This window comes from Pigmentiphaga litoralis (assembly GCF_014651835.1).
Classification (GTDB): domain Bacteria; phylum Pseudomonadota; class Gammaproteobacteria; order Burkholderiales; family Burkholderiaceae_B; genus Pigmentiphaga; species Pigmentiphaga litoralis.
In genome coordinates this window covers 189,550-203,607 of sequence record NZ_BMXQ01000001.1, presented here as the reverse complement: position 1 = coordinate 203,607, position 14,058 = coordinate 189,550, and the positions used below count along the sequence as shown (strand labels likewise).

Below are 14,058 nucleotides of genomic sequence, written 5' to 3'. Positions count from 1 at the left end.
TGAATGACGGATGCTTACTTCTTGATGTTCGAGCTGACGTAGTCGATCGCCTGTTGAACAGTCGTGATCTTCTCGGCTTCTTCGTCTGGAATCTCGGTTTCGAATTCGTCTTCGAGGGCCATCACGAGCTCAACCATATCGAGCGAATCGGCACCGAGGTCGTCGACAAAAGAAGATTCGTTCTTGATCTCGGCTTCGTTGACGCCGAGCTGCTCAGCGACGATCTTCTTGACGCGCTGTTCGATGCTATCCATGGAGATCCTCCAAAAGGGTCTATTTATCTTACTGATTATAGCCAAGCTCGCCTGGGATCAAGCGGGCCGGCCGGGACAAATACATATCGCGGATGCAATATGCGGTAACTTAGTTCATGTACATGCCGCCGTTGACATGCAGCTCGGTACCGGTCACATACCCTGCCGCCGGCGACGCCAGATAGGCAACGGCGTGGGCGATATCTTCGGGGCGGCCAAGGCGGCCCAGCGGAATCTGGCCCAACAACGCGCTGGTCTGGGTATCGCCCAGCGACTTGGTCATGTCGGTATCGATGAAGCCAGGCGCCACGCAGTTTACGGTAATGTTCCGGCTGCCGAGTTCGCGAGCCAGCGCGCGTGTCAGTCCTGCCACACCCGCCTTGGCCGCCGCGTAGTTGGCCTGGCCTGCATTGCCGCTGGCGCCCACCACCGACGTGACGTTGACGATGCGGCCCCATTTGGCCTTCATCATCCCCCGCATGACCCCACGGGACAAGCGGAAAACGGCGCTGAGGTTGGTGTCGATGACGGCCGACCAGTCGTCGTCCTTCATGCGCATTGCAAGCGTATCGCGGGTGATGCCGGCATTATTGACGAGAATGTGCGGGCCGCCCGACTCCTTGCCCAGCGCGTCGATCAGCGCTTCGACGGCGGCGGCGTCATTGACTTCCAGCACGACACCGCGGCTGCCGTTCTTGCCGGCCAGCGCTTCGGTGATGCCCTGGGCACCGGCTTCGCTGGTGGCGGTGCCGATCACGCAGGCGCCGCGCGCCGCCAGTTCCGCGGCGATGGCCTTGCCGATCCCCCGCGATGCGCCGGTAACCAGCGCGACCTTGTCCTGCAAATCCATGTTCTTTTCCTTGTAATCGAGATCAGGCGGCCGCATCCGGCGTGTTCACCGCGGCCAGCGCGGCGGCCAGCGAGGCCTCGTCGGTGATGGCCAGGCCGACCATGCTGCTGTCGATACGCTTGACCAGGCCGGCGAGCACCTTGCCCGGGCCGCATTCGACGATGTGGGTCACGCCCGCTTCCTTCATGGCCTGGATCGTCTCGACCCAGCGTACCGGGTGCCAGGCCTGGCGCGTCAACGCATCCACGATCGCGGCCGGTTCGTCGGGCGTAGCGACGTCGACGTTGTTCAGAACCGGAATCATCGGGCGCTTGACCTCGATCTCGGCCAGGGCCTTGGCCAGGACCTCAGCCGCAGGCTGCATCAGGCTCGAATGGAACGGCGCCGACACCGGCAGCGGCAAGGCGCGCTTGGCGCCTGCGGCCTTGGCGGCTTCGCAGGCACGTTCCACGGCGGCCTTGTGGCCGGCGATCACGACCTGGGCCGGGGCATTGAAATTGACGGCTTCGACGATCTCGTCGTCGGCGGCGGCGCTGCAGGCCAGACGCACGGTATCGTCGTCCAGGCCAAGAATGGCGGCCATGCCGCCGGTGCCGACCGGTACGGCCGACTGCATGGCGTCGGCGCGCACGCGCACCAGGCGCACGGCGTCTTCGAGCGTCAGGCTGCCGGCAGCCACCAGTGCGGCGTATTCGCCCAGGCTGTGGCCGGCGACCAGTGCGGGCACCGGGCCGCCCGCGGCGCGCCAGGCGGCGTAGAACGCCACGCCGGCCGTCAGCATGACGGGCTGGGTGAAGGTGGTCAGGTTCAGCTGGTCGGCCGGGCCTTCGGCCATGAGCTTGCCCAGGTCATCGCCCAGCGCGGCGCTGGCGCGGGTCACGACGTCCTGGACGGCGTCATTGCCGGCAAAGCCATTGAGCATGCCGACGGCTTGCGAGCCCTGGCCCGGAAATACAAATGCGATTTTCATGTAATGACGATTCCGTGTCGTTCTGGTTCTACATGCGGGCCAGCACGGCGCCCCAGGTGAAGCCGCCGCCCACGCCTTGCAGCATGACGAGCTGGCCCGGCTGGATGCGGCCGTCACGGCGCGCGACGTCGAGCGCCAGCGGCACGCTGGCGGCCGACGTGTTGGCATGGCTGTCGACGGTCACGACCACGCGCTCCAGCGGGATACCCAGCTTGCGCGCGGTGGAATTCAGGATACGGACGTTGGCCTGGTGCGGGATCAGCCAGTCGACGCTGTCGAGACTGACATTGGCTTCGTCGCAGACTTCGCGCGCCACCTTGTCCAGGACCGTGACGGCCTGCTTGAAGACGGCCTGCCCTTCCATCCGCAGGAAGGGGTCGCCCGTGACTTCGCCATAGGCGACGTTGCCGGCGGCACACAGGATCTTCATCTGGCTGCCGTCGGAATGGAGCTTGGCCGACAGCACGCCAGGTTCGTTCGATGCCCGCAGGACCACTGCGCCCGCGCCGTCACCGAACAGCACACAGGTGCCGCGGTCGTTCCAGTCCAGGATGCGCGAGAAGACTTCGGTCCCGATCACCAGCGCGCACTTGGCGCGACCTGCCTGGATGAAGCTGTCGGCGGTAGTCAGTGCGTACACGAACCCGCTGCACACGGCCTGCACGTCGAAGGCCGCGGCGTTCGATGCGCCCAGCTTTGCCTGGATCAGGCAGGCCGTACTGGGAAAGACGAAATCGGGGGTGGAGGTCGCAACGATGATGAGATCGACCTCGGACGCATCGACACCGGCGTCGGCCAGAGCGCGCACGCACGCCTCGAAGCCGAGTTCGCTGGAGGTCACGCCTTTCTCAGCCAGATGCCGCTGGCGAATACCGGTACGCTCGACGATCCACTGGTCGGATGTCTCGATGCCCCGTTCGGCAAGTTCCGCGGCGAGCTGGTCGTTCGTCACGACGCGCTCGGGCAGGAAGCTGCCGGTGCCGACAATCTTCGACCAGCGCGCGGGCGCGGCGGCCCGGGCGAAGTCGGACGCGGTTGCACTCATGCATTATCTCCGTGCGTGGAAGTCTCCAGCGTTGCCGCCGGAGTCGCTGCTGAGGGGGCTGCCGACGGTACGGGCGACGGCGCCACGGCGGCAGGTGCCGCCGCGGTGGCCGGCGCGGTGGCGGCCGTTGCCGTGGCATCCTGCACGCGTGTCAGCTGCTGCACGGCCTGGGTCGTCTTGGCCAGCAGGCCGGTCGACACGGCGTCATAGGCGTCGCGCAAGGCCCATTCAAACGAATGGGCGTCGGCCGAACCGTGGCTCTTGATCACCACGCCCCGCAGGCCGAGCAGCGACGCGCCGTTGTACCGGCGGGGGTCGACGCGGCCGCGAAAGCGGTTGAGCACCGGACGGGCCACCGACGCCATCAGAAGCGAGAAGAAGGAACGCGTGAATTCTTCTTTCAGGAAGCCGCCAAGCAGGCGGGCCATTCCTTCGGAAGCCTTGAGCACGACATTGCCGACGAAGCCGTCGCAGACGATCACGTCGACCGTGCCCTTGTAGATGTCATTGCCTTCCACGTTGCCGTGGAAATTCAGGGAACTGGCGCGCAACAGTTCGGACGCCTGCTTGACGACTTCGTTGCCCTTGATGGCTTCTTCGCCGATATTGAGCAGGCCCACGCTCGGCCGCTCGACGTGCCCGACGGCGGACATCATGGCGGATCCGAGAATGGCAAACTGAAGCAGATGTTCGGCGGTGCAATCGACGTTGGCGCCCAGATCGAGCACCACGGTCTTGCGGCCGGCCTGGTTGGGGATCGCCTTGGCGATCGCCGGACGATCGATGCCGTCCAGCGTCTTGAGCACGAACCGCGAAATCGCCATCCAGGCGCCGGTGTTGCCGGCGGAGACGCACGCGTCGGCCAGGCCATCCCGCACCTGGGCCGCGGCGACCCGCATCGATGAATCCTTCTTGCGACGCAGGGCCACTTCGACCTTGTCGTCCATCGTCACGACTTCGGACGCAGGAACGATCGTCAGCCGCTCGCGCTGCGACGCCGTTGCGCCGCATTCCGCCAGCCGTGCTTCGATTTGGTCGGGGAGACCGGTCAGGAGCAAGCGCACGTCGGGTTGACGGTCGCAAAACGCCAGCGCGGCCGGAATTGTCACAGGAAGGCCAAAATCGCCACCCATGCAATCGATCGCGATTCGGATCATAGCCATGGACACAGAAAAGCCTGCTTCCGGCCACTATAGCCGACGGAGCAGACAAACCCTGAAAAAAGGATTCGCAAGTGCCCAGGGGTGAAATGCCGATGCATATGTCTTGCGACGATCCGCAATCCACCCCTGAGTAACGGCCCTGTCGGGACTAGTCTCATAACAAGGACTTGCCCCCTGGGGCCGTCAATCATCACTCGTCGTTCTTGGTCTTGAAGATCTTGCGACCACGGTAGAAACCGTTAGGGCTGATGTGATGACGCAGGTGCGTCTCGCCCGTCGTCGCTTCGGTAGCGGTCGGCGGGTTGGTCAGGAAATCGTGTGCACGGTGCATGCCACGCTTGGAAGGCGACTTCTTGTTTTGCTGAACGGCCATGTTAGATGACTCCTTGGAACGGCGCGCGCATTGTAAGCCATATCGGCTCAGGTCATGCCGTCGCGAGTTCTGATACCTGCTTTCAATGAAGATAACGGTGGCCTGCGCAGGCTTGCCCGACACACCGTTCTTTGGACCCAACGTCAACTACATACTGCAACTGCACTGCATCGACCCGCATCGCCATGCATCGCAGGTGTGCCACCTGCGGTGCCGCGCTACGGACAAATTCTGGACATCCGCCAGGGGATGGTGCCCCGGCACGGCTGCCTGCCTGGCTCAACTCGCCAGGTCGGGCTTGCCTTTCAATTTCGCCAACGCCGCAAAAGGCGACGGCTCGCGTTCGTCGTCATTGCCGCTCTCGTCGGCGCCCAAGCCCGGCGGCAATGCGCCTTCGGGGCACACGTCATGCTTGGGGACGTACGGAACGCAGAGGATCAGCTCGTCTTCGACCTGTTCGAACAAGTCGAACTTGCGGGTGCCAAGCACCTTGTCGAAGGCCTCGCCCGCCTCGAAGGCGTCGAGTTCCGACACATCGAAGCTGTCAGGATCGTCAAGCTCGGCTTCAGTCTCGACCACATGCAGCGGCACTTCGGACGCCAGATGCACCGGCATCGGACCCAGGCAGCGCTCGCATTGTACGGTCAGAACCGTATCGACCCCAAGAACGATCAGGGGCTCGCCCAGCGGGCCCTTGTCGGCGTGGGCCGACCACGACACCATGGCGCCCGGTTCCTGCTCGGGCATGTCTTCCACCAGTCGCTCGAACCACGTAATGGGAGCGTTACCCTGGGTCGACTTGCCAAGCCGCACAAACTCGAAGGCGTCGATGTAACGTCCCGGCGCGACCGCTGCCGCCAATTGCTCGGGCGAAGGCGCGTCGTCGGAATCGCTGAAATTATCGTGCTTGCTCATGGCTGCTTGTCACGTCGCATCAATATCGATCGCCCTGCGGTCTGGGTCATTCAAGGCCTGGGTTCAAGCTAAGGCCCATCATTCAAGGCCTGCCCGCAGTCCGCGCACTGCAATCGATCGATGCGTGGTGTGAAATTCCGTAGTGTGGATCTGGTGACAGGGGCTTCATTCAAAGCCGGGTGCCAACGTGCTGCCTGGCGGGCGCTTCCGTACTGATGCCGATGTACTGGTGCCGACCTGCCGGTGCCAATGTACTGGCGCCAGCCTTGGTCGACTGGCGATGGGCTTGCCGGATCAGCTCGGCGTGCCAGACAACTGCTATTCGATGCGACCTCTCGCCGCCAGCGCGTTCCCAAGCGCAAAAGCCCGCCGGGAAAACGTTGGATAATAGCGTGGAAAATCCAAGCGAGTCAAACACTTACCCGGGCAAAACCCTGATTCATGGCCACTCCTACTCCCCTGCCCCGCCCGCTCATCCTGGCATCCACGTCAATTTACCGGCGCGAACTGCTCGAGCGCCTGCGGCTGCCCTTTTCTGTCGTCTCGCCGGGCGTGGACGAAACGCCACACCCGGGCGAATCACCGGTCGACCTGTCGCTGCGCCTGGCCTGCGCCAAGGCGCGTGCCGTGGCCACGCTTCACCCCGGCAGCGTCGTCATCGGGTCCGATCAGGTGGCGACCATCGATGGCGATCCGATCGGCAAACCCGGCAGCTTTGACGCAGCCCTGGCTCAGCTGCAGTCCATGCAGGGCAAGAATGTCAGCTTCCACACGGCGCTGGCCGTCGACGACGGCGTCACGGTGCGCACCGCCGTGGTCGACACCCGCTGCCGTCTCCGGTCGCTGTCCGATCGTGCGCTGACCGCCTACCTGCTGGCTGAAACGCCCTATGACACGGCGGGCAGCGCCAAGGCCGAAGCCCTGGGCATTGCGCTGATGGAACGGATCGACAGCGATGACCCGACTGCCTTGATCGGCCTGCCATTGATCGCGACCACGCGGCTGCTGGCGCAGTTCGGCCTGGACCCGCTGGACCACCTTTTTTCTGGAGACGCGGCGTGAGCGGCATTCTGCATCTGATTCCCGTATCGCTGGGCAACGCACCACCGGAACGCTGGCTGCCGGCAGAAGTTCGCACGCTGGCCGGCCGGCTGGATACGTATATAGCCGAGAACGCCAAGACGGCGCGTGCCTTCCTGAAGGCGATCGGCACGGTCCGCCCGCTGCAGGAAATCACCATCCACACCCTGGACCAGAAGGCCCGCGCCGAGGACATCCGCGCCTGGCTCGCGCCGATCGCGAAGGGAGGCGAGATCGGACTGGTATCCGAAGCCGGCTGCCCGGCGGTGGCGGACCCGGGCGCAACGGTGGCCCGGGCGGCCCATGCAATGGGTATCCAGGTACGGCCGTGGGTCGGCCCGTCATCCATCCTGCTGGGCCTGATGGCCAGTGGCCTGGACGGGCAGCGCTTTGCTTTTCACGGCTATGCGCCGGTGGACGCGGCCGAACGGCTGAAACAGCTCAAGGAGTGGGAGGCCCTGTCGGCACGGCACGACCAGACGCAACTGCTGATCGAGACGCCCTACCGCAATGGCGCGATGTTCCAGACGCTGATCGACGGGCTGCGCGGCGATACGCTGCTGTGCGTGGCGCGTTCGCTGACAACCGACGAGGAATGGGTCCAGACGCACCCGGTATCGGCCTGGAAGAGCCGGCCGGCGCCGGCGCTGGACAAGCAGCCCACCCTGTTCCTGTACCTGGCGCGGCCCAAGGGAACCTGAACCGGCGCGGGCCTGGAACGCTTCAGGCGCGGTGGCCGTTTACCGCCGGGGCTGGCAATCGGAGCTTACAACCGGGGCTTGCAACCGGAGCTTACAACCGGGGCTCGCAACCGCGGCTTGCAACCGATATCCACGGCCAGGGCTTACCGCCAGGTCCAGCCGCGCTGCGTCGCGCCCAGGCTGGCGTTGACGGCGCCGGCGCCAAACGACATGCCGACCCGCTTGGCCACACGTTCAGCCAGGTTTTCCTTGACGGTGTAGTCGACCACCGTTTCGGCCTTGATCACGTCGCGAGCCACGCTTTCCACGGTGCCCAGGCCGTCCGTCAGTCCCAGTTCGACGCTCTTGGCGCCGGTCCAGATCAGCCCGGTGAACATGTCGGGGGTTTCCTTCAGGCGATCGCCCCGGCCGGTCTTCACAGCGGTCACGAACTGCTGATAGATCTCGCCCACTAGTTGCGATGCATACTGCTGCTGCGCGGGATTGGGCGGCGAGAATGGGTCCAGCAGCGCTTTGTTTTCGCCCGAGACGACCAGCCGGCGTTCCACGCCCACCTTGTCCATCAGGCCGGTGAACCCGAAGCCTTCCATGATCACACCGATGGAACCGACGATGCTGGCCCGGTTGACGTAGATCTTGTCGGCGGCGGCAGCAACGTAATAGCCGCCCGATGCGCAGATTTCTTCGACCACCACGTACAGCGGCTTATCGGCATGCAGCTCGCGCAGGCGGCGGATTTCGTCGTAGATGATGCCGGACTGCACGGGGCTGCCGCCCGGGCTGTTGATGCGCAGGATCACGCCGCGCGTGCCGGCGTCTTCATAGGCCGCCTGCAGTGCGCCGATCACTTTTTCGGCACTGGCTTCGCCTTCGGCATCGATGACGCCATCGAGCGTGACCAGCGCTGTGTGCGCTTCGGGCACGCTGGAAGACGCCCCCCGGCTGAACAGATCAGTCATCGAAAACAGGATGAACAGCACGATCGCAATGAACAGCAGCCGGAAAAAAATGGTCCAGCGGCGTTTCGCGCGCTGTTCCTTCAAGGACGCGAAAACCAGCTTTTCAAGCACTTCCCGCTCCCAGGGCTCGGCCAGGACCGGCCGCGCGGCGTCCGGATAGGCCGAGGCGGACGACGAGGGGGGCGGATAGACATCCTGGGACATGAACAGTGCTCGCTATGACGGGACAGACATTAAGGACATTAGGATAGGCGATTCCACCTGACGGCAATACCGCCCTGCCGGTGGAGATGCGTGACCTGTGGTGTAAAGGCCATGAAGGCCGGCGCCGGCCAGGCGCGCGGTGACGCGGCCATGCCGGGCCGGTTGCCGGTCAACGGAGGTCAGCGTGCCTCGGCCGGGTTGCCGATGACATGACCCACCAGCCAGGCCTGCAGCTCGGCCACGGTGTGAACGACCACCTCGGGCCGGCATGGCAGCAGCTCGCTGATGGGATGCGCCCCGTAGGCCACGCCCAGTCCGGCCACGCCCGCATTGCACGCCATGTTCAGGTCGTGCGACGTGTCGCCGATCATGATGACTTCTTCAGGGATCGTGCCGATCTCTTCCATCAATTCCAGCAGCATGCCGGGATGCGGCTTGGAAAAGGTTTCGTCGGCGCAGCGGGTAGCCGTGAAGTACGGACGCAGACCGGTGGATTCCAGCATGCGTTCCAGGCCCAGCCGGCTCTTGCCGGTCGCCACGGCCATCTTCACGCCCATGTCGCGCAATTGATCCAGCAGTTCCTGGATGCCCGGAAACAGCCGCAGCTCGGGATCCTTGGTCAGGTAATGGAAACGGTAGCGTTCCAGCAGCTTGGGCACCTGGTCGGGCTGCAGCGTGGGAATCGCGGTGGCCAGCGCCTCGGTTAGGCCCAGGCCGATGACCCAGCTGGCCGCGGCGTCGGGCGGCACGGGCAGGCCCAGGTCGCGGCAGGACGCCTGGATCGCGTTCACGATGGTGGGCGTCGAGTCCATCAGGGTGCCGTCCCAGTCGAAAACGACCAGGGAATACGTGGGGCGGGCGGCGGAAACCGGTGCCGGATGGAGCGCGTTCATGGCGTGGCAAGTTCCTCGAGAAAGGCAAGACAGTCGGCGGGCAGCGGGGCCTGCAATTCCAGCGGCTCGCCGGTCAGGGGGTGCAGCAGGCTCAGGGTGTGCGCATGCAGGAACATGCGCTTGAAGCCGCCACTGGCCAGGCGGGCGTTCACGTCTTCATTGCCATACTTGTCGTCGCCGATGATGGGAAAACCGCTGCTGGCAAGATGGACGCGGATCTGGTGCGTCCGTCCGGTCTTGAGTTCGGCGTCGAGCAGGCTGAAGGCGCCGTAGCGCTGTTTGAGCGAAAAAATGGTGTGGGCCACCTGGCCGTCGGGGTCGACACGCACGCGCCGTTCGCCCGACTTGGTGGTCCATTTGGTCAGCGGCAGGCGCACGTGCTGGCGATCGTTCACCCAGTCGCCCGACACGACGGTCAGGTAGTGCTTGCTCCAGCCACCGTCGCGCAGCGACTGATGCAGACCGACGAGCGCGCTGCGCTTCTTGCCGATCATGAGCAGTCCGGACGTGTCCCGGTCGAGCCGGTGGACCAGTTCCAGGAACTTGGCCTGCGGACGCGACTTGCGCAGCTGTTCGATGACGCCGAAGTCGACGCCGCTGCCGCCGTGGACGGCCACGCCGGCCGGCTTGTCGATGACCAGCATGGCCTCGTCTTCGAACACTACGGGAAACTCCCCGGGTGGCACGAAATGCACCTTCTGTTCAGGCAGGCGCAGCGGCGGCACGCGCACGATGTCGCCCACCGCCAGACGATGGTCGACGCCGACCCGACCCTTGTTGACCCGGACCTCGCCACCCCGGATCGCCTTATAGATATGGCTCTTGGGTACGCCCTTGCACAGGCGCATGAGGAAATTGTCGAGCCGCTGGCCGTCGTGGTCGTCGTCCACCTCGACCTGCCGCACGACCAGCGGGGCCGGCGCGGAGGGCGCTGGCCGGGCCGGCGCAGGCTTGCGGGCCGGGGTTGGAGCGGAGGATTTCGCTTTGCGCAATAGGGGTACCGACATATAATCCAAAAGCCTGATCGAGTCAGGTGGGTTGCATCACCGGGTTGCAGCACGTATGCGTCGAGACGCGCTTTTTCGCGGCGTCTCCGCCTTGTGTGCCACAGGTGTTTGCTAAGTGTGCCGGAATTGTACCCGCCCCTCCCACTTGATTCTTCGGGCCGTCACGGTCGCCTGTCGACCGCGCCGCCAGCATCCGCACCTAACGGGTCTTGCCGCGCAGTCCACAGAAGTACGCTTCCGCAGACGCCTGTAGATGAAACCGTCGTATACGCAATAACGGCGCGCTTAGACAAGCGCGCTGGTCTGGCTCGCAAAATCCGTGAACACAAACTATTCGATCCCGCGCCACTCAACGTCCCCCACCGCCGACTGCGGTGCAGGGGCGTCGGCTGCGGCATTCACGGTGCAAGCGCTCTTCCTTGACCCTGCGCATTCCACGCCCGGCTGGCCACATTGACCTGACCCGTGGGGTGCGCCCTGTCGCGCACCGGCTTTCCTTCTGCTCGCCCTGCGTGATGCATTCTTCCTGATGGCCCGAGGCTGCGCGCCGATTCCGGCGCGATATGACCACGGAGAACTTCATACATGAAGCGCATGCTGTTTAATGCAACGCACCAGGAAGAACTGCGCGTTGCCATTGTCGATGGGCAAAAACTCATCGACCTCGACATTGAAACCGCCGGCCGCGAACAGCGCAAAGGCAATATCTACAAGGGTATCGTCACCCGGGTCGAACCCAGTCTGGAAGCGTGTTTCGTCAACTACGGCGAAGAACGCCACGGTTTCCTGCCCTTCAAGGAAATCGCACGCGCCTACTTCAAGGAAGGCGTCGACGTCCGCACCGCCCGCATCCAGGACGTGCTGCGCGAAGGCCAGGAACTCATCGTCCAGGTCGAAAAGGAAGAACGCGGCAACAAAGGCGCTGCCCTCACCACCTTCATTTCGCTGGCCGGCCGTTACCTGGTCCTGATGCCCAACAATCCTCGCGGCGGCGGTGTATCGCGCCGCGTGGAAGGCGAAGATCGCCAGGAACTGCGCGAGACCATGGAGCAATTGTCGGTCCCGACCGGCATGAGCATCATCGCCAGGACCGCAGGCATCGGCCGCAATGTCGAAGAGCTGCAGTGGGACCTGTCCTATCTGCTGCAACTGTGGACCGCGATCGACGGCGCCGCCCGCGACAATACCGGCCCGATCCTGATCTACCTCGAATCCAGTCTGGTGATCCGCGCGATCCGCGATTACTTTTCGCCGGATATCGGCGAGATCCTGATCGACACCGACGACATTGCCGACCAGGCCTGCGCCTTCATGAGCGTGGTCATGCCGGACAACGTCAGCCGCGTGAAGCGCTACCAGGACGACGTTCCCCTTTTCTCGCGCTTCCAGATCGAGCACCAGATCGAAACCGCCTATGCGCGGACCGTGCCGCTGCCGTCGGGCGGCGCCGTGGTGATCGACCACACCGAAGCCCTCGTGGCCGTCGACGTCAACTCGGCGCGCTCGACCAAGGGCAGCGACATCGAGGAAACCGCGCTGCGGACCAACCTCGAAGCGGCTGACGAAGTCGCCCGCCAGCTGCGCCTGCGCGACCTGGGCGGTCTGATCGTGATCGACTTCATCGACATGGAAGACAGCAAGAACCAGCGCGCGGTGGAACAGCGCCTGCGCGAGGCCCTGCATTTCGACCGTGCCCGCGTCCAGATGGGCAAGATTTCCCGTTTCGGGCTGATGGAACTGTCGCGCCAGCGCCTGCGTCCGGCCCTGAACGAGGGCTCGCACATCACCTGCCCGCGTTGCAATGGCACCGGCGTGATCCGCGACACCGAATCGAGCGCGCTGCAGGTGCTGCGTCTGATCGAAGAAGAGTCGATGAAGGAAAACACTGCGGCCGTGCATGCGCAGGTTCCGGTCGAAGTCGCCACCTTCCTGCTCAACGAGAAGCGCACCGACATCGCCAAGATGGAAGCCCGGCTCAAGGTCAACCTGATCCTGATCCCGAACAAGCATCTGGACACCCCGCACCACACGCTGGAGCGCCTGCGTCACGACGACCCGCGCCTCGAGAACGCCAAGGCGAGCTTCGAACTGGCCGAAGCACCCGAAACGAACCTGGCCTATTCGCTGCAGGAATCCGAGATTAAGGCCAAGCCCGAAGCGCTGGTCAAGGGGATCACCCCGTCGCAACCCGCGCCTGTGTCGTCGACGCCGTCGACCGTGGACGAAGCCGGCAATGTCACGCCGCTGCGTCCGCGCCGCAGCGCCGCCGCGGCCGCCCCTGCGCCGACGCCTGCGCCCGCTCCGGCGCCAGTGGTCGAACCGGCTGCCGGCCTGTTGTCGCGCGTAATGGGCTGGTTCCGCAGCACGTTCGCCGATCCGGAACCGGTTGTCCCGGCACCCGCGCCGCGCCCTGTCGTCACGCCCGAAACCACCGCGCGCGACGCCAACCGCAACCGCAACCGCCGCGCCGGCAGCAATGGCAGCAGCAGCAACCGTGGCCGCAACGAAGGCCGTGACAACCGCGAACCCCGCGGCGAAGCGCGCGCGTCCGACGACGTGACCCGCATCGATGGCGACCTGGACAGCCGCAAGGAAGGCCGTGGCCGCCGCGACGGCCGTCGTGACGAACGTGCCCCGCGTGCCGACACGGCCCGCCAGCGTCCGGAAGAAGTGCGCCACGCCGCCCTGTCGACCGCGCCCTATGCCGCCGACGACGACGCCGACTCGCTCGACCCCCGCGGTCCGCGCAGCCGCCGTGGCCGCCGCGGTGGCCGCCGCGACGACGTGCAAATCGACGAGACCGCGCTGACGACGGCTGCCGTCGTGACGCAGGTCGCGATCGCCGAACCCACGCCCGCCCCCGCGCCTGTCCCGGCGCCGGTGATCGTTCCGCACCCTGACGACATGACCCGTCCGCTGGCCGATGCCATCAACGCACCGCTGGAAATGGGTCAGGCGATCGATGCCGGCACCCCGATCCTGGATGCCGATGGCCTGGCTCCGGGTGAAACCGACGACGGCGTCGAAGGCGAACCGGAGCGCAAGCGCCGCCGCCGTCGTGGCCGCCGCGGACGCCGTACCAACGAGGCCGGCCAGCCCATGCAGGAAGATGGCATGAGCGACCTGGACGATGACGAAGCCAGCGCCGAAGACCGCGATGTGACCCTGTTGTCGCCTGCGGTGACCGAAGCGGCTGTCGTTGAAAACGCCGCGGCGCATGCTGCCCCGGCGGCGCCCGTTGCCCCGATCGCTGCCGAAGCGGTGACCGACGCCAGGGCCTCGGCCCCGGTGGACCTGGGTGTGCCGGTGCCCGTGCCGGCGCCTGCTGCTGCGTCTTACGTTGCCGCTGAACCCGTGGCTCGTCAGGACCTGCCGGCCGCTGCCGATGTGCCGGTCACCCCGGCCACGTCGATTGCCGATCCGTTCCTGACGCCTGCCGCTCCGAAGGCGCCGGTGAATCCGTTCGCAGGATCGGCCTCGGCTGCGCCGTCGCAACCCGTCGCCGCCGCACCGTTCGCGGCGCCGGCGCCGGTCGCAACGCCCGCACCCGCCGTGTCCCCGGTGCCTGCAGCGTCCGCACCGTCTGCCGATGCCGCCGCCCTGGCTCCGGCACCGGTGGCTGCACCTGCCCAGCTGCCTGCCGA

General features: G+C 65.4%; 12 protein-coding genes and 1 pseudogene. 3 read left to right on the top strand and 10 right to left on the bottom strand.

Annotated features, from left to right (window positions below):
* Window positions 1–14: 14 nt before the first annotated feature.
* The 7 genes from acpP to IE116_RS00845 all read right to left on the bottom strand — a co-directional run bounded on the left by acpP (window position 15) and on the right by IE116_RS00845 (window position 5,570).
* Window positions 15–254: an acyl carrier protein gene (gene acpP / locus IE116_RS00875; protein ID WP_179588275.1), complete on the bottom strand. Its 240-nt coding sequence runs from the start codon at window positions 252–254 to the stop codon at window positions 15–17.
* Window positions 255–363: 109 nt separating this feature from the next.
* Window positions 364–1,104 carry a 3-oxoacyl-ACP reductase FabG gene (gene fabG / locus IE116_RS00870; protein ID WP_229827942.1) on the bottom strand — a complete coding sequence of 247 codons (741 nt, stop codon included), beginning with the start codon at window positions 1,102–1,104 and terminating at the stop codon, window positions 364–366.
* 22 nt (window positions 1,105–1,126) lie between these two features.
* A complete protein-coding gene (gene fabD / locus IE116_RS00865; protein ID WP_189608965.1) occupies window positions 1,127–2,074 on the bottom strand; it encodes an ACP S-malonyltransferase in 948 nt (315 codons plus the stop codon).
* A gap of 28 nt (window positions 2,075–2,102) precedes the next feature.
* Window positions 2,103–3,119, bottom strand: coding sequence for a beta-ketoacyl-ACP synthase III (locus IE116_RS00860; RefSeq protein ID WP_189608964.1), 1,017 nt, complete (start codon window positions 3,117–3,119; stop codon window positions 2,103–2,105).
* Window positions 3,116–4,276, bottom strand: a complete 1,161-nt coding sequence (gene plsX / locus IE116_RS00855) for a phosphate acyltransferase PlsX (protein WP_189614374.1) — start codon at window positions 4,274–4,276, stop codon at window positions 3,116–3,118. The genes IE116_RS00860 and plsX overlap by 4 nt, the downstream gene beginning before the upstream one ends.
* Before the next feature lie 196 nt (window positions 4,277–4,472).
* Complete coding sequence (rpmF, locus tag IE116_RS00850; RefSeq protein WP_179588279.1) at window positions 4,473–4,655, bottom strand: 50S ribosomal protein L32; 183 nt, start codon at window positions 4,653–4,655, stop codon at window positions 4,473–4,475.
* A 279-nt stretch (window positions 4,656–4,934) separates the two neighbouring features.
* On the bottom strand, window positions 4,935–5,570 hold the full coding sequence (locus IE116_RS00845; protein WP_189608963.1) for a YceD family protein: 636 nt from the start codon (window positions 5,568–5,570) through the stop codon (window positions 4,935–4,937).
* Between the two features lie 441 nt (window positions 5,571–6,011).
* Here IE116_RS00845 and IE116_RS00840 point away from each other — a divergent pair, with 441 nt between their 5' ends.
* Both IE116_RS00840 and IE116_RS00835 read left to right on the top strand, forming a co-directional pair.
* Window positions 6,012–6,632: a Maf family nucleotide pyrophosphatase gene (locus IE116_RS00840; protein WP_189608962.1), complete on the top strand. Its 621-nt coding sequence runs from the start codon at window positions 6,012–6,014 to the stop codon at window positions 6,630–6,632.
* Entirely contained in the window at window positions 6,629–7,351 is a 723-nt protein-coding gene (locus IE116_RS00835; protein ID WP_189608961.1) for an SAM-dependent methyltransferase, read from the top strand. Before IE116_RS00840 ends, IE116_RS00835 begins: the two co-directional genes overlap by 4 nt.
* A gap of 143 nt (window positions 7,352–7,494) precedes the next feature.
* Here IE116_RS00835 and IE116_RS00830 read toward each other — a convergent pair whose 3' ends face one another.
* The 3 genes from IE116_RS00830 to IE116_RS00820 all read right to left on the bottom strand — a co-directional run bounded on the left by IE116_RS00830 (window position 7,495) and on the right by IE116_RS00820 (window position 10,414).
* The gene (locus IE116_RS00830) at window positions 7,495–8,514 is read right to left on the bottom strand and encodes a S49 family peptidase (protein WP_189608960.1); all 1,020 of its coding nucleotides are present in this window, start codon (window positions 8,512–8,514) and stop codon (window positions 7,495–7,497) included.
* A gap of 179 nt (window positions 8,515–8,693) precedes the next feature.
* The gene (locus IE116_RS00825) at window positions 8,694–9,407 is read right to left on the bottom strand and encodes an HAD-IA family hydrolase (RefSeq protein WP_189608959.1); all 714 of its coding nucleotides are present in this window, start codon (window positions 9,405–9,407) and stop codon (window positions 8,694–8,696) included.
* The gene (locus tag IE116_RS00820; protein WP_189608957.1) at window positions 9,404–10,414 is read right to left on the bottom strand and encodes an RluA family pseudouridine synthase; all 1,011 of its coding nucleotides are present in this window, start codon (window positions 10,412–10,414) and stop codon (window positions 9,404–9,406) included. Before IE116_RS00820 ends, IE116_RS00825 begins: the two co-directional genes overlap by 4 nt.
* A 585-nt stretch (window positions 10,415–10,999) precedes the next feature.
* Between IE116_RS00820 and IE116_RS26215 the strand changes: the two are divergent.
* Window positions 11,000–12,775: pseudogene (locus IE116_RS26215) on the top strand (Rne/Rng family ribonuclease); the annotation flags it as partial.
* Window positions 12,776–14,058 lie beyond the last annotated feature (1,283 nt).